Origin of the sequence: Streptomyces sp. NPDC048142 (assembly GCF_043202835.1) — a bacterium.
GTDB lineage: Bacteria > Actinomycetota > Actinomycetes > Streptomycetales > Streptomycetaceae > Streptomyces.
The window spans coordinates 490,761-505,394 of record NZ_JBIDBC010000002.1; the positions used below are offsets into that span (position 1 = coordinate 490,761).

Consider the following 14,634-nt stretch of genomic DNA (forward strand, 5'->3'; position numbering starts at 1 on the left):
ACCTTCCCTGACCCCTTGGAGTGCCCGCCCCTTGCCCTCGCCCAGCACCACCGCACCGCCCGACACCGCACCGACAGCCCTTCCCGCCCTGATCCGCGCGGGCATCGCCCTGATGGCCGTGGCCGCCCTCGCGCTCTCCTACGACGCACTGCGTCAGATGGCCGTCGCCAGCCACATCCACCGGGTGCTCACCTACGCCTTCCCCCTCGTGATCGACGGCTTCATCGCCATCGGCGTCGGCGCCCTCCTGGTCATGCGCACCGCGCCCGTGAGGTCCCGCCGCTATGTGGGGGCGCTGGTCGGGGTCGCCACCATCACGAGCATCTGGGCCAACGTCCTGCACGCCGTCCGCCTCAACCAGCAGACCCACCGGGACGGACTCACGCTCGACAACATCACCGTCGGCGTCATCTCCGCCATCGCCCTGGCCGGAGCCGTCCACTTCTACCTGATCGTCCAACGCCGACCCACGGAAACGGAGCCACGAGAAGACCTCCACCACATCACCGTGGACACCGATCCGGAACGTGGCGTGACAGCCATGAACGAGCCGACGGCCGACAAGAGGGACGTGGCTCAGGCCCCCGTCGGGCAAGTGGCTCAGTCCAGGAAGCCGACCGCCACCGGACATGCCCAGAAGGCGATCGTCACCTTCGAGCAGGCAGTCGAGATCGGACGCACCGCCTCCCTGGGACGTGGCGGGCGGGTATCCCGCCGCAAGGTCGAGGGGGCCATTCGCGACAAGGGATTCGGTGTCGGCCGCGAGCGCCTCGACCAAGTCAAGAGCTTCCTCCAGGAGGAACTCGACCAGAGCCGCGACGCCACTTCGACGTAGCTCGCCCCTCCGAACCTCGGCTGCTCGCCCCAGGAAAACCTTGGGGCGAGCAGCTCTTCCCTCACCGCAGTCGCCCGATCAGAGAGCCCGCACATGCACGAACAGCCCCTCCCCGATCCCCCTCAGGCCGTCCAGCACCCGGTCTCGACACCAGCATCGGGCGCAGCAAGTTGTCGGGTAAGGAGTCCTTACCCGGCCTCCGCCCGCAGGGGCGCGGAGGCATCCGGCGCTGAGGGGGCGCCGGTGTCGGCCGGCCCGGGGGAGCCGACTCGGGAAGAGACCTCGCAGTCGTCCGTGCCGCGTCGTCGTCTGCGTGAACCGACGCTGCGTGAGAAGCGCGTCCACCCGCGCTTCAGCGAGAACGAGTTCGCCCTCCTCGCGACCGCTGCCCGCCTGAGCCGCATGCCGGTCGGCGGCTACGTCGCCGAGACCTCGCTCGCCGCCGCCCGCTCCGACGACCCCGCTGCCGCGGTCGCCGACTACCGCGCCACGGTCAAGGCGCTGATGGCCGCCAACGGGCGGCTCGCCCAGGTCGGCAACAACCTCAACCAGCTCACCCGCCACCTCAACCAGGACGGCCCCTGGCCCGAAGCGGACCTCGTGCGGCGGCTGCTGAGCCACATCGAGGCGTCGGTCGCCGACGTGGACGTGGCCATCGCCCAAGTGACCTCGGGACGGTGACCGCGTGATACCGAAGATCATCCTCGGCAAGGGGGCCCGCGCTACCCGCCGTCTGATCGGCTACCTGTACGGGCCCGGCTCCGCCAACGAGCACACCGCCCCCCCACCTGGTGGCGTCCTGGAACGGCTTCGCCCCCGACCCCGGCCGCAGCCCCCACCGCAACCCCAGGAACGTCGAGGACCAGCTCGCCGCGCAGCTCGACCAGCCCGTGAACATGCTCGGCGACAAGGCCCCGGCCACCACGGTGTGGCACTGCCCGGTCCGCGCCGCGCCCGAGGACCCGATTCTGACCGACGCCCAGTGGGCGGACATCGCCCGCCGGATCGTGGCTGCCGCCGGCATCGCCCCCGAAGGCGACGAGGAAGCCTGCCGCTGGGTCGCCGTTCGGCACGCCGACGACCACATCCACATCGCTGCCACCCTCGTCCGCCAGGACGGCCGCCCCCGCCGCGACCACGACATCCGCGCCGTCCAGCGAGAAGCCCGCAAGATCGAGATCGACTTCGGCCTGCGCCGACTCAACCCCGGCGACGGCACCGCCGCCAAACGCCCCACCAGCAAGGAGCACTTCAAGGCCAAACGCCAGGGCCAGGACACCACGACCCGCGAGATCCTGCGCCGGCGCGTCCGCCGCGCGGTGGCCGCAGCCTCCACCGAGACGGAGGTCTTCGCCCTGCTGGAAGCGACCGGCGTGAACGTGCGGCCCAAGACCGGACCGTCCGGCGACACCCTCGGCTACAGCGTCGCCCTGCCCGGCGACCTCAACAAACACGGCGAACCGGTCTGGTTCTCCGGCTCCACCCTCGCCGGCGACCTCTCCCTGCCCAAGATCCGCCAGCGCCTCACCACCACCAGCCCCGAACCCGTCCCCGCGCGGCCGGCCGACCCCTGGCACCAGGCCACCGCTGCCACTGAACGCATCCCCGACCACCTCACCCACAGCGGCGACCACACCGCCCAAGGCCAGCTCGTCGCCCTCGGAGAAGCCCTCGACCTGCTGCCGCTCACCGCACCGGCCGAGGCGAAACGGGAACTCGAACGAGCCGCCACCGCCTTCGAGCGCGCCACCCGCTCCCGCATCACCGCCGACCTCCACAGCACCCGCGTCCTGCGCCGCAGCATCCAGACCATCCTGCTCACCCCCGCCACCACACGCGACGGGACCGGACTGGCGATGCTGCTGGACGCCGTCCTCATCGCCGTGGCCTTCGCCCGGCACTGGCACCAAACCCACCAGCACACCCAGCAGGAAGCCGCCGCCGAACAGACCCTCACCCACCTCCAGACCGCCTACGCCCACGTCGCCGTCCCGGTCCTGGACGGCATCGCCCGCCGCACCCCCGGCCCCCAGACCACACACCGCTACGCCCGCCACCTCCAGCAAGCCGCCCCCGAGCACGCCGACCGCATCCTGAAAGACCCCGCCTGGGACGCCCTCGCCACCGTCCTCGCCGACGCCGAAACCGCCGGCCACAACCCCGCCACCCTCCTCGACCAGGCCCTCGGCCAACGCACCCTCGACGACGCCCGCAACCCCGCCCGTACCCTGACCTGGCGCATCCACCGTCTCGGCCAACGCCACACCCCCGGCCCTCGCGCCCAAGCCGCCATGGCCCGCAGCACCACACGACGCCCCGGCACTCCGATCCACCCTGCGACGGCCACACCGGCCGTTGCACCGCAGCAGCCACATGTACGGCGACGTTGATCACGGTGGTTCCCGTCATAGACGTCCGGCCTCGCAGAAGCAGCCAGTGATCCTTGTGCGCCTGGGCAGCTGGCTCCCGTATCGTCGCCCAGGTGACCGACGCGAACGTGGCGGGCAGGACGCACATCCCCGTAGATGATCTTGCCGAGTTGATCAAAGTGTTCGACATCGGCGAGGTGCTGGATCGGCGGCACTTGGCCGATGGCCTGATGAACGTGAACTGGCGGCTGGACACCCCGGTCGGGAGGTTCGCCCTCAAGCGGGTCACGGATGTGCCGATCGACCGGCTCCGGCGCAACCTCGCGGTCCTCCCCGTCCTCGTTTCGCACGGCGTCCCCGTACATGCTCCGCTACCCACCGTTTCGGGCGATGTGATCGCCGAAGTTGGCGGCAGCGGCTATTGCCTGTTCCCCTGGTCTGACGGTGAGCATGTGCGTGGAATCGACCTGTGCTTGTCGCAGGTTTCCGAACTCGGCGCACACCTCGCGCGGCTCCATGCGGTACTGAACCGCGCCGCCGAGGGCGCAGGGCTGCCCGCCGTGCCGCCGTCGGTTACCGCGGAGGTGACGGAGGCCGGGCGAGCCGTGGAGAAGGCCGAACGGCTTGCGGGGGCGGTGCCGACCGGGGGTGTCGGCGACGTCTTCGACGTGGCCGCGTCCGCTGCCCTCGAAGAGCGCAAGCTTCTTCTCGACAAGCACGCCCACCTGCGCCCCGAGGGGGAAGTCCATGCGGGGCCACACGGTTGGACCCACGGCGACTTCCAGTACCGGAACCTCCTCTGGGCGAGTGGTGAGCTGGTCGCGGTTCTGGACTGGGACCGACTGGGCATTCGTTCGTACGCGGAGGAAGTCGTGCGTACGGCGCAGGTGCAGTTCGGTGTGAAAGGTGTTTTCGACCTGGAGCGGGTGTCGGCGTTCACGGCCGGCTACCGGTCGGTGATCCGGCTGGAGTCGGCCGTACTGGTCGATGCCGCCCGACGGCTGTGGTGGAAGCGGATGACGGACTTCTGGCAGCTCGAATTCCACTACGACCGGGGTGACCACTCCTGCGACGACCTCTTCCTTGCCGACGAGGCACTCCTGCACTGGTGGACGGAGCGGCTCGACGCGGTGGAGCGGGCGTTCGCCGGGACTGTCTAGCTCTGGATACCGAGTTCCAGAAGTTGGGGAAGGCACGGTCGCGTGAACCGGGTCGCCCGGCGCAGGGCCCTTGTTCCCAGGCCCTCGCAGTCGGCGTTCCGGATCTCTTGCGTCCATGCCTCAGGGCCGGCGGTGCCGGGCAAGACGATGCCCGCGTCGCCGATCGCTTCAGGGATGCCGCCCCGATTGGTCCCGATGCTCGGGACCCTGCGCAGCGCAGCTTCGATGATCACGCGAGGGAAGGCGTCCTCTACGACGGACGGGACCAGCAGCAGGCGGTGGCTCCGGTACAGGGGCCCCATGTCGTACACGCGGGGCACGTACGTCACGTTCCGGTGCGCGGCGAAGTCGGCGGCCGTGTCCCACCAGCCTTCGACCAGGGTGAAGTGCTGTTCCGGCATGAGGCGGATGAGTTGATGGAGCAGATCCGAGCCCTTGGCCGGGATGGGATTGATCATCAGTACGGACGTGGAGCGGTTCTCGTCTGTGCTCGGCCCGGGTGGAGCGAACGGCGGGTGCATCACGGCAAGGCGGGTTCCGGCGGCGTGATGTGCGCGTGCCCGGACGAACTCCGACACGGCGAGGCCGTAGTGGGGTCGGCCGGCGAGGACGCTCAGACCCGTGGCGGAGACGGAATGCAGGAGGCCGGCGACGAGTGTGGTCGAACGGGCTTGTACGGCGAGCTGCGCCGAGCCTTCCTGCGAGGTGAAGACGACGTCGGGACGGAGCGTGCTCAGCAGGCTCCCGAACGCGTGCTCCACGTTGTTCTGCGTCAACGCGGAGCACCCGACCCCGTTCCACCGGTAGTGCAGGGCACCCGCTTCCTCGTCGTACGGCACGCGATGCAGGTCCAGGTGGGCGCGCATTTCCGGGAGCTGGGTCCTCCCGTTCCAGGGGGCTTCGTGCGACCCGAGGTAGGTGACGTGCCAGCCCGAGGCGGCGAGTTCTTCGGCGAGGAGTTGCTGGGTGACCTCGGCGCCGCCGATGAGGAACGGGGGCGGGGTGCGGCGCCAGGCGAAGAGGGCGGTGGGCACCGGCGATCACCTGGCCCAGAAGGAGACGAGGGCTTCTACGGCCTGGGCGACGACGTCCGGGTCGGCGGCCGCGTCCAGGACGGTGAGTTCTCGTGTCACGGGTTGTCGGGCCGTGTGGACGAAGTAGTCGTGGGCGTGGTCCAGGAAGGCGGGTTCGTGGAGGAAGTAGTCGGACTCGGCAGCCGTATGCCCGGCGGCCTTGCGCCGCAGGTGGAGGGATTCGGCCGGAACGTCGAGGTAGAGGGTGTGGTCGGGGCGGAGGAACGGGAGTACTTGGAGTCGGTGGTGGAGCTGGTGGTGGACGCCGTACCCGAACAGGGCGTCCAGGGCGTACGCGTGGGCGAGGAGCGTGTCCACGGAACGGTCGAGGATCACCAGGCGTCTGCCGCTCGCGGCGGCCTCGGCGACTCTGGTGGTCTCGATCTCCATGAACCTCTCGAAGGCGCCGAGTTGAGCAGCCGCAGAGGCGGTGAGGGCCGGGGGGATGTCGTCGCGGTGGCTGATGTGCTTGACGTAGCAGTCGGAGACGAACGCCCGGGTGCCGAGGGCGGTGCGGCGCAGGTGGCGTATCGCCGTGGACTTCCCGGCGTACGAGGGTCCCTCTAGGGCGACGATCAGCACGACGGCTCCGTTCGGTAGAAGCGCTCGGCGTAGAGGCCGGGTGGGTCGACGAGGTCGGGGAGGTCGACGAGGTCGGCGGCCGTGGTGAAGGCGTGCCGGATCGGCCGGTACATCTTCCGGGCCGGGTGCATCTGGGAGCCGTGCATTCGCAGGACGGTGACCTTGTCCAAGACCACGTCGGTGATGTCAACCCGCTCGGGTCGCATCGTCGCCCCCGTACGCGTACGGAAGAGGTGCTGGTCGCAGCCGGCGAGGGCATACGTGGACCAGAAGGCGAGGTCCTCCCAGAACCAGCGGCACCCGAGACGAACGGCCGCCTCGTGGACGAGGAGGTGGTCGGGGTGGCGGGTGACGGCGGCGGGCGCGAGGAGTTCGGCGCCGGGGTGGGCGACGGCGATCCGGTGGAGCTCCTCCGTGATCCGGTCGAGTCTCTCGGGGGCGTAGGGCCGGTACGGAGGGTCGGCGTCCTTGTGGCCGAGGAGGTACTGGCGGGCGCCGAACGGTGCGAGCGCGGCGGCGCCCTCGCGGTCGCGCAGTCCAGACACCGCTTCGATGTCGGTGTACGTGGTCTCCAGGGCGGGGTGAACGCTGCGGGAGCGGGTGAAGACGGTCACGACGGTGAGCGGTCGGGGGCGGGCGAGGAAGGTGCCGGAGGCGGACAGGGCGGAGTCGTCGTGGTGGGGTTCGACGACGAGGACCGGGCGGCCGGCGGGGGTGCGGGCCTCGATGTAGTAAGGGACGCGGGTGTGAGGTGCGGTCACCTCCAGGACGTGGTGGTCGTGGGCGTGGTGGCGGTCGGCGAGCTGCCGGGTGTGCTCCTGGTGGGCGCGGTGGAGGTCGTCGGGGAAGGTGTAGATGCCGTGGCCGTCCGGCACGGGCAAGGGCGGGCGCACAGGGGACTCCTTCGTCATCGCACGGTGGTCTCGTACCAGTGGCGCCACTTGCGGGGCGACCGGAGGCGCAGACGGGCGGTCACGGGGTTCTGCCACCAGAGCATCCGCAGGCTCGACCACTGGTCGTAGCGGCGGGTCGACGGACGTACGCGCAGTTCGTCGAGGATCGTCACGGGGCGGCCGGTGGCCTGGCCGTGTGTGGTGAGCCGGGCGAAGAACTCCACGTCCTCGCTCATGAACAGGTCGTCCCGGTACCCGCCGATGCGGTGGAAGGCGTCGGCGGTGCAGAACTGGTTGACGCCCTGGGCTCCCCCGCGCCGGGTGCGGTGGTGGTCCCAGTAGGCGCACAGCAGGCGGGCGCCGAGACGTTCGGGCGTGTAGAGCGGAGGAATGGCTCCGCCGACGGCTCCGGCGTTCATGGCGGCTGCAGCTGCGGTGACCGCCTCCAGGGGAAGGGCTACGTCGGCGTCGGTGAAGAACAGCCGGTCGCCGCGGGCGGCGGTCGCTCCGGTGTTGCGGACCCGGCCGATGCTGCGGACGGTCTCGGTCACGACGCGGACGCCGAAGGAGGCGGCCGTGTCGGCGGTGGCGTCGGTGCTGGCGTTGTTGACGACGATCACCTCCCCCATGTGGCCCGTGGCCTCCTCCCAGCGGGCGAGCGAGGCGAGGACGGAGGGGAGGTAGCGGGGCAGGTAGGCGGCCTCGTTGTAGGCCGGGATCACCACCGACAGGGCAGGTGTGGTCATCGGTGCGTCCTTTCCGGGCGGTGGGTGCGGAAGAGGTACGGGGTGCGTCGGCTCAGGTCGTCCAGGCGGCGTTCCCACAGGGCGCGGTCGTCGCCCGGGGAGGAGTACGCCCAGGAGCGCGTGGTGTGGAAGACGGCCCATGCGGACAGCAGGCGGTGATCGAGGGCGAGGGGGTAGGCGTCGGTGACCGTGCGGGCCAGGAGTGGAGAGAGAGCATCGGTCATGACCAAGGTCTGGGCGACGTCGGACTCGCGGGGACCGGCTGCGGCGTCGGTGAAGTCGACCAGGTGGCGGACGGCCCGGGGGCGGGCGAGTACGACGTTGTCGCCGTGCAGGTCGCCGTGGCACCACACAAGCGCCGTGGGGGATGCGTCGGTGATGGCAGCCAGGGCGGGACCGATGCGGTCCAGCCCGCTGGGCGGGCAGCGACGGCCGAGCGAGGCGACCTGTTCGTAGAACGGCCGACGTGGTGCCCACGGCTGGACGGGTGCCCGGTGCAGGCGCCCGAGCAGGCTGGCCAGGTCCTTCAGGGTCCGCTTGTCGGAGACCAGACCAGATCGCATGGCGCTGCCGAGGGTGAGTGGCCCCAGGTCGGAGGTGAGGAGGGCGGTCGCCTCGTGACCAGGGACGTGGCCGTATCCGACGACAGTCGGTACGGGGACGTGGTCCGCCACCGATCGGATCGCGGCGCTCTCCGTTGCCGCGTTTCGACGTGCGGTGGCCGCGTACAGCTTGATCACGACGCTCCGCCCGTCCGCCAGGCCCGCCCGGTACACGGCCGTGCGCGAGCGGACGGACAGGCGGCATGCGGTGCGGGCCGGAGCACCGGCCAGGGTGCGGGCGGCGCGCGAGACGACGGCCGGGACTGCCCCGGTCACCGCACACCCGCCGGTTCCACGCCGACGGCGCCCAGCCGGCGGACCTGCCTCATGACACCCGCCAGGTGTCGGCGGTACTCGACGACGTCCTCCGTGGCGGGGCAGCCGGCCTGCCACGGCTTCTCGGGACCGACGAAGTGCACGAGAGTGGCGGCTGGATCGGGCTTCGGCGATCGCATGACGACCCGGCGCACCCAGTTCCCGCGTTCGAGGAACCGGCCGACCTCGAACCGGTTGAAGCCGCCGGTCACCGGGCGCACTCGGCCGGATCGCAGGAGCCACAGGTTCAGGGCGTCCTGGTCGTTGTGGAGAATGTGGCGCCGCGCGTGCGTCAGGGCGTGCTCGACGCCTCGGCGGACACGGGGCATGTGGTCGGTATGGAGCCAGAGCACGCCCGCGTTGAAGTACGGGCGCCCACGCAGGTGGGGCCAGCGTTCGGCAGCTCCGGGCAGGGCCGGGCATGCCCCGACGGTCGGGTTGAACTCGTCGCGTACGGCACCGGTCTCGTCCGGCCGGAGCGAGCCCAGCGGAACGGTGAGGTCTCCCTGCACGAGGACATCCGCGTCCACGTAGATCAGGTACGGCCGATGGACGAAGGTCCTGGTGAACTCGAAACGCAGATAGGTGGTGATGCTGATGTAGGAGGCGTCAGCCATCCGCAAGGTCCGCAACGGGACGCAACGGCGAATGTCGAAGGAGCCGAAGCCCCTTCGCTTGGCGAGGTCGGAGAAGAGCAGGGCCTGTGTTCGGGTGAGGTCGAGCGTCAGCACGCGTACGGCGGCGCTGCGGCGGTCCGCAGGAGTGAGTCCGTCCGCCAGCCCGCAGAGGGCAGCGAGACCGGGGACGAGGTACTGCTGGTCGATGCACAGGCCGAACGCGTACATGGGTGATCCGCCTTCCGGGCGTGGTGCATGGGCATGACGAACGGGTCGAAGGGTGTCGGAAGAGATGGGCAGCAGGGGCCTACGGGCCGTCGTGGACTCCGCGGCGGGCGATGATTTCCAGGGTGTCGGGGTCGTCGGTCTCCCAGTGGGGGCCGCCGCCGACCGGCGGTCGCAACACCCAGACGGTGCCGCGGGCTCGGACATCGGTGACGATCGCTCGTGTGCCGCACCCGTCCCTGACGAGGTCGCCGACCCACGCCCTTGCCGCAGTCACGAAGCACCTTCTTCGGCCGCTTGGCTCTGTGGTGACCAGCCGGAGGCCGCGTCTGCGATGTCGCGTCGCCGCTCGCGCTGGCCGGGCGTGTGGCGGGTCGGCAAGGCCCCGGCGACATCGGTGAGGAACCCGCCTCGTTCGCGGATGAGGACACCGAGGCTGGCGAACTGGGCCGCATCGGACGCGACATGAGTCAGCGCACCGACGACGATCCCCCGGATCATGCCTGTGGACAGGGCGGCCGTGACGGCCTGCCAGCCGGGACGTTCCGCGAGTGGCAGGCCCGGGTCGGAGTCGGACCATGCGCCGGCGACGTGCCAGTGGCGTGCGTCGGCGTAGTAGCGACCCCGCTCCTCTCCCTCACGGACGGCGGTGGAGGTGAGGGCGCAGACGTAGACGGCAACGGGAACGTGACCCAGAGCGCCGGATGGATTGATCGGCATGCCCACAAGGCTGCTGGGCTGTCAGTCACGGGCCCAGACACGGCCCGTGACTCCGACGGCGGCCCGAACTCAACTGCCCTGCCACGCGTCGTGGCATGGGAGGGAAGCCAGCTTGGCTAGGTGCAACGATCCGTGTCAGTCGTGCAGATGGCAGCAACCGCACTGCTACGGACCGTTGCAGTGCCGACGAGAGTCAGCGCACAGCGAGTGGGACGCCTGCGGAGTCAGCGAGACCCCTGAGCCGGTGAACGGACACTCCGGCGAGCCGACTGATGATGACCCCGGGGAGCATCTGGTGGCGCACCCATCCCGGAGCCATCGTGCAGACGTTTTGGAGCGTGTCGGCGGCGGCGTCCCACCGCCGACATTCGACCTGGGTGAGGGCGACGTCCAAGCCGTAGCGGGCCCGGGTTGCCAGGGGGACGGCCTCGTCCAGGCGAACGGTATCCATCAGCCGCAGCGCTCCGGCAGTGTCGCCGAGCGCCACTGCGATGCTCATGGCCTGCGTGGCGGCGTACATGGGCCCGTACGGCTGGGCATGGGAGCCACGAGCCCGTTCCTCACCTATGCGGGCGGCAACGGCATGGGCTTGAGACAGATATTCGCGGGCGCTGTCCGCTCCGGCACCGCCTCGGGACGCGGCGACAGCGGCGTTCGTGACGAGCTGGCCGTACACGCTCAACCGGTCCGGATCGTGCTCGCTCATCCTGGGTTCGATCCGGTCGGCCTGGGCTGCGGCGAGAAGGAAGCCCTGCTTCGTACGGCCGTCTCGAAGGTTGACCCACGCGGTCGTCGCGGCGAGGTGGGCGTCCCGTAGATCGTCCCCGGTCTGCACGGCGATCTGGCGGCCGTACGTCAGCGCCGCGTACGCGAGATCGCGCGAACCGAGCACGTTGGCCGCCATGCCCGCAGTCTGGAAGGTGTCGATCAGAATGCCTGCTGCGGCTTCCCGCTCGACGCTGCTTGCCGCGTCGAACCTGGCTCGCGCCTCGGGGAGGAGCCGGCCCAGGAGGGTGCCGAGCTCGGTGTACCTGCCTCCCCAGTAGGCGGCGTCCGCGCGACGGACGACTGCACGGAGCTCTTCGGTGGTGCCGGGCTCGACATCGGCGGGGATACCGATGGCAGCGTCATGGGTGGCTGCCGAAACTAGGCGCAGAGCGGCGCGTTCGTCGCGGTCCATGGACCGCCGGGGAGCCTGCTGCCCGAGAAGCACGGCGATGTCCGTGCCGAGCGCGTCGGCGATCGAAAGTAGAGAGGGGAGGGACGCCGTTCCTCCGCGTTCGAGCTTGCGGACCACACCGACGGACACAGCGGCGGCCTCGGCTAACTGCTCCTGGGTCAGGGCGCCGCGGAGCGCCTTCATACGCTCCGCGGTGGTGTATTCCGACCATTGCATGATCTAGAACCTCCGCGTGATGGGATCCACACGGACAGTACTGGGTGGAGCGATCGTGCCGACAGGCTTTGACCGGACAGTAGTTGGCCCTATGCGACGGTCGTCGCCGTTACGCCGAGGAGCGCCTCCAGCTCGGCCACCGAGATGTCCTCGTCGGTCGCGTGGACGGTGGTGATGCCCAGCTCGGCAGCCGGCGGGAGGTTGACCGCGTGATCATCCGCGAAGACGCACTGCTCGGCTGGGACGCCGATGAGTTCGAGAGCGAGCTCATAGATGACGGGGTCGGGCTTGGCCAGCCCCACGAGCTCGGACACCACGTGTACGTCGAACAAGTCCCAGATGCCGACGTGTTCGTACGGGTTGAACGGATCGAGGCCGAAGCTGTTGGAGAGCAACGCGAGCCGATGACCGGCCGCCCGCGCGGCGCGGGCAAGCGCCACCATACGACTAGCCACAGGCACCTTGGCCCAGGCCCGCCCCATAAGGTTCACGGGATCGATATGCTCACCGAGAAGCGGGGCCGTGCTCTGGTTCCACTCGGCTTGCCCTATCTCGCCGATCTCCAACGCCGTGTAGAGACGGCGCCCTTCAGGGTGATCGTTGAGAGTCCTGCGCCATGCTCCGGGGGCTAGTCCTTCGGAGACGCACCAGGCTCGGTGGACGTCGACGGGGCTGGCGGTGAGGACGCCGGCGAAGTCGAGGATCAGGCCGCCCTGCTTATCCGTCTGAGACGCCTCCGTGTTGTGTGACATCCGGCGCTTGACCCCTTCCGCAGTTGGTCTCCTGGGCGACGCTATCGCGCGGCGATGTGACTGCGCAGAGTCCGGGGGCGTCACTGGCCCCATGCAGTCCGCAGGGGGGGCAAGCCAAGACCCGCCCCCGCTCTCATTAGATGTGCAGCATCGAGTGAATCGGCCCGGGACCTGCGGAACGCCCGCTGGCCAGTACATGGAAGGAGGCGGCGTTGTTCGGTGATCTCTCTGACAGATGGTGTCGTTCTGCGTACCCTTACCCATACTGAGAGGTAGGGGGTCGCATGTCGGATATGAGATTTTTGGTCGAGAGCGTTACCGCAGCACTTACGGGACTGCTTGTCAGTGATGCCTATACATCCGCGCGCCCGCGACTGAGTGCGATTTTAGGCCGTTCGCGAAGCGGCGATGCTGTACGAATCGAAGATCTTGATCGTCTTCGACGATCGGATCCAACGGCGTTGCATAGTGCCGTGTACGGGTACGTCCACCAACTTGCCGTATCCGACGAACGCCTTGCGCGGCAGCTTCAGGATGCCTTGGGAGGGCCGCAGCCTCATACCCAACTAAACGTTCATGACAACCAGTTCCATGGGCCAACCCAGGTGGGCGGTACCCAGATCGTCAACATGCGCGCGGTGGAATATGACTCAGGACTCTGACGCTTCGGAGGTGCACCACAACCTCTTCACCGGGCCCACCGTGATCGGGGGGACCCAAAATCTAGTCGCTACCACCTCTACTTCGGCATCCTCCCGGCCGTCGTTGCCCTCGCAGGTCTGGGCTGCGATCATGCTGGCTTGGGCGTTCTGCCCAACAGTGGCGTGGTGGACGCAGTCAGTTCCTGGCGGGGAACTCTTCTCAAGGGTCGCAGACCTAGCCCACGCCGTGACGCCGTACATCTGGCTGGCAGGTGGTGTCGCTGTTCTTCTCGACGGAGCGGGCTACTTGCTATATCGGCACTGGACTTTGGCCCAGCGAGCGATCACTCATCCCGTAACGTGGAAACTGCGGCTGTTCGCAGTTGCCCTTGGGGGCGTCACCCTGGCTGTGGGCGTAGCCATGAATGGTCGGTAGCTCGCTAGTGTCTCGTGATCCTGTTCATGTCAGTTCGAGTTGTTATTGACGAGTTTCTTCACGTTGGTCGCGACGAGTCGGACCTTCGCGAGGACCTCGCCGGCGGTCGCGGTCCAGGTGAACGGTTTGGCCGTTGTGTTCCAGGAGTTGATGTAGTCGCGGATCTGTTTGACCAGGACGTTGACGCTGGAGAAGGTGCCGCGGCGTATGGACTGCCGGGTCAGGATTCCGAACCAGATCTCGATCTGGTTCAGCCACGAGGAGCCGACGGGAGTGAAATGGAAGTGGACGTGTGGGTTTTTCGACAGCCATTCCTTGACCTCCGGGGTGGTGTGCGTCGAGAGGTTGTCCAGGACGACATGGATGTCCTTCCCGGCGTGCGGTTTCACCGCCTTCTTCAGGAAGGCCAGGAAGTCTTTGCCGTTCCGGGTCGGCTTGCACTCGCCGAGCACCTCGCCGGTGCTCACGTTCAGGGCGGCGAACAGGTTCGTGGTGCCGTGCCGGACGTAGTCGGCGGTGCGCTTCTCGCTCGCCGCGAAGGCGACCGGCAGTACCGGCTGGGTCCGGTCCAGCGCCTGGATCTGCGTCTTCTCGTCGATCGAGAGGACCACCGCGCCGCCCGGCGGGGCCAGATACAGGCCGATCACATCGGCCACCTTCTCCGCGAACGCGGGGTCTTTGGAAATCTTGAAAGTGCCGGACCGGTGCGGCTTCAGGCTCTCCTCCCGCCAGATGCGCGCGATGTAGTGCCAGGACACGGTGATGTTCTCGGTCCGCTCCAGGTACTTCGCCAACTCCCGTGTGGACCAGTGCGAAAGCCCTGTGCCGTCTGGTGGCGTCATGCGCGTCAGCGCGATCACCCGGGCCCGCACCCGCGCCGGCACCTGTTCCCGTGCGCCACCGGGACGCTCCCCTTCCAGCCCGGCCAGGCCCTGCTCGGCATAGCGGGTCTTCCAGCGGTCCACGGTCGGCAGCGACACTCCGAGCAGCTCGGCAATGTCCTTGCGGCGGCGCCCCTCGCCCGACCACAACACGATCCGGCCCCGCGTGGCTATGTCCGCAGGCACGTCCCTGCTGTTCACCAACTCCCGCAACTCGGCGGCCTGTTCCACGGAGAGCTCCATACCAAGAGACCCTGCCACACAAGATCAAGTAACGCTGACGGAATCACGAAACACTAGTGTCCTGCGCCAGTAGTTGATCGTTAGTTGTTGTGTGACTTCTGCTGCTGGTGCGTCTGTTCCTCGTCGGGGCCCGAAGCTGGAGCCGTTA

The 14,634-nt window shown here is 68.9% G+C and carries 14 protein-coding genes and 1 pseudogene; 4 read left to right on the forward strand and 11 right to left on the reverse strand.

Going from position 1 to position 14,634, the window contains the following annotated elements; translation table 11 throughout:
• Positions 1-31: 31 nt before the first annotated feature.
• The 4 genes and pseudogenes from ACGF2Y_RS04875 (at position 32) to ACGF2Y_RS04890 (ending at position 4,364) form a co-directional block, all read left to right on the forward strand.
• The gene (locus tag ACGF2Y_RS04875) at positions 32-835 is read left to right on the forward strand and encodes a DUF2637 domain-containing protein (protein ID WP_392943276.1); all 804 of its coding nucleotides are present in this window, start codon (positions 32-34) and stop codon (positions 833-835) included.
• A gap of 294 nt (positions 836-1,129) precedes the next feature.
• Entirely contained in the window at positions 1,130-1,516 is a 387-nt protein-coding gene (locus tag ACGF2Y_RS04880) for a plasmid mobilization protein (protein WP_392943277.1), read from the forward strand.
• A 4-nt stretch (positions 1,517-1,520) separates the two neighbouring features.
• Positions 1,521-3,225: pseudogene (locus ACGF2Y_RS04885) on the forward strand (mobilization protein).
• A 92-nt stretch (positions 3,226-3,317) separates the two neighbouring features.
• Positions 3,318-4,364: a phosphotransferase gene (locus ACGF2Y_RS04890; RefSeq protein WP_392943278.1), complete on the forward strand. Its 1,047-nt coding sequence runs from the start codon at positions 3,318-3,320 to the stop codon at positions 4,362-4,364.
• Here the strand turns inward: ACGF2Y_RS04890 and ACGF2Y_RS04895 are convergent.
• The 11 genes from ACGF2Y_RS04895 to ACGF2Y_RS04945 all read right to left on the reverse strand — a co-directional run bounded on the left by ACGF2Y_RS04895 (position 4,361) and on the right by ACGF2Y_RS04945 (position 14,486).
• Complete coding sequence (locus tag ACGF2Y_RS04895) at positions 4,361-5,398, reverse strand: glycosyltransferase (RefSeq protein WP_392943279.1); 1,038 nt, start codon at positions 5,396-5,398, stop codon at positions 4,361-4,363. The genes ACGF2Y_RS04890 and ACGF2Y_RS04895 overlap by 4 nt on opposite strands.
• 6 nt (positions 5,399-5,404) lie before the next feature.
• Entirely contained in the window at positions 5,405-6,019 is a 615-nt protein-coding gene (locus ACGF2Y_RS04900) for a hypothetical protein (RefSeq protein WP_392943280.1), read from the reverse strand.
• The gene (locus ACGF2Y_RS04905; RefSeq protein WP_392943303.1) at positions 6,013-6,894 is read right to left on the reverse strand and encodes a PIG-L deacetylase family protein; all 882 of its coding nucleotides are present in this window, start codon (positions 6,892-6,894) and stop codon (positions 6,013-6,015) included. The genes ACGF2Y_RS04900 and ACGF2Y_RS04905 overlap by 7 nt, the downstream gene beginning before the upstream one ends.
• Before the next feature lie 32 nt (positions 6,895-6,926).
• A complete protein-coding gene (locus tag ACGF2Y_RS04910; RefSeq protein ID WP_390332258.1) occupies positions 6,927-7,658 on the reverse strand; it encodes a glycosyltransferase in 732 nt (243 codons plus the stop codon).
• Positions 7,655-8,536 (reverse strand): phosphotransferase, encoded by an 882-nt coding sequence (locus ACGF2Y_RS04915; RefSeq protein ID WP_392943281.1) that lies wholly within the window; start codon positions 8,534-8,536, stop codon positions 7,655-7,657. Before ACGF2Y_RS04915 ends, ACGF2Y_RS04910 begins: the two co-directional genes overlap by 4 nt.
• Positions 8,533-9,420, reverse strand: coding sequence for a glycosyltransferase (locus ACGF2Y_RS04920; RefSeq protein ID WP_392943282.1), 888 nt, complete (start codon positions 9,418-9,420; stop codon positions 8,533-8,535). The genes ACGF2Y_RS04915 and ACGF2Y_RS04920 overlap by 4 nt, the downstream gene beginning before the upstream one ends.
• A gap of 79 nt (positions 9,421-9,499) precedes the next feature.
• Positions 9,500-9,694, reverse strand: a complete 195-nt coding sequence (locus ACGF2Y_RS04925) for a hypothetical protein (RefSeq protein ID WP_030725408.1) — start codon at positions 9,692-9,694, stop codon at positions 9,500-9,502.
• Positions 9,691-10,137 (reverse strand): hypothetical protein, encoded by a 447-nt coding sequence (locus ACGF2Y_RS04930; protein ID WP_392943283.1) that lies wholly within the window; start codon positions 10,135-10,137, stop codon positions 9,691-9,693. The genes ACGF2Y_RS04925 and ACGF2Y_RS04930 overlap by 4 nt, the downstream gene beginning before the upstream one ends.
• Positions 10,138-10,330: 193 nt before the next feature.
• Complete coding sequence (locus ACGF2Y_RS04935) at positions 10,331-11,533, reverse strand: helix-turn-helix domain-containing protein (RefSeq protein WP_392943284.1); 1,203 nt, start codon at positions 11,531-11,533, stop codon at positions 10,331-10,333.
• A gap of 89 nt (positions 11,534-11,622) precedes the next feature.
• Complete coding sequence (locus tag ACGF2Y_RS04940; RefSeq protein ID WP_392943285.1) at positions 11,623-12,285, reverse strand: HAD-IA family hydrolase; 663 nt, start codon at positions 12,283-12,285, stop codon at positions 11,623-11,625.
• Between the two features lie 1,106 nt (positions 12,286-13,391).
• Positions 13,392-14,486 (reverse strand): IS630 family transposase, encoded by a 1,095-nt coding sequence (locus ACGF2Y_RS04945; RefSeq protein ID WP_392943286.1) that lies wholly within the window; start codon positions 14,484-14,486, stop codon positions 13,392-13,394.
• Between the last annotated feature and the right edge of the window lie 148 nt (positions 14,487-14,634).

Excerpts from the sequence above, each read along its gene's own strand:
- ACGF2Y_RS04945 (WP_392943286.1), bottom strand. The coding sequence starts at position 14,486 with ATGGAGCTCTCCGTGGAACAGGCCGCCGAGTTGCGGGAGTTGGTGAAC.
- ACGF2Y_RS04930 (WP_392943283.1), bottom strand. The coding sequence starts at position 10,137 with ATGCCGATCAATCCATCCGGCGCTCTGGGTCACGTTCCCGTTGCCGTC.
- ACGF2Y_RS04935 (WP_392943284.1), bottom strand. The coding sequence starts at position 11,533 with ATGCAATGGTCGGAATACACCACCGCGGAGCGTATGAAGGCGCTCCGC.
- ACGF2Y_RS04920 (WP_392943282.1), bottom strand. The coding sequence starts at position 9,420 with ATGTACGCGTTCGGCCTGTGCATCGACCAGCAGTACCTCGTCCCCGGT.
- ACGF2Y_RS04940 (WP_392943285.1), bottom strand. The coding sequence starts at position 12,285 with ATGTCACACAACACGGAGGCGTCTCAGACGGATAAGCAGGGCGGCCTG.
- ACGF2Y_RS04910 (WP_390332258.1), bottom strand. The coding sequence starts at position 7,658 with ATGACCACACCTGCCCTGTCGGTGGTGATCCCGGCCTACAACGAGGCC.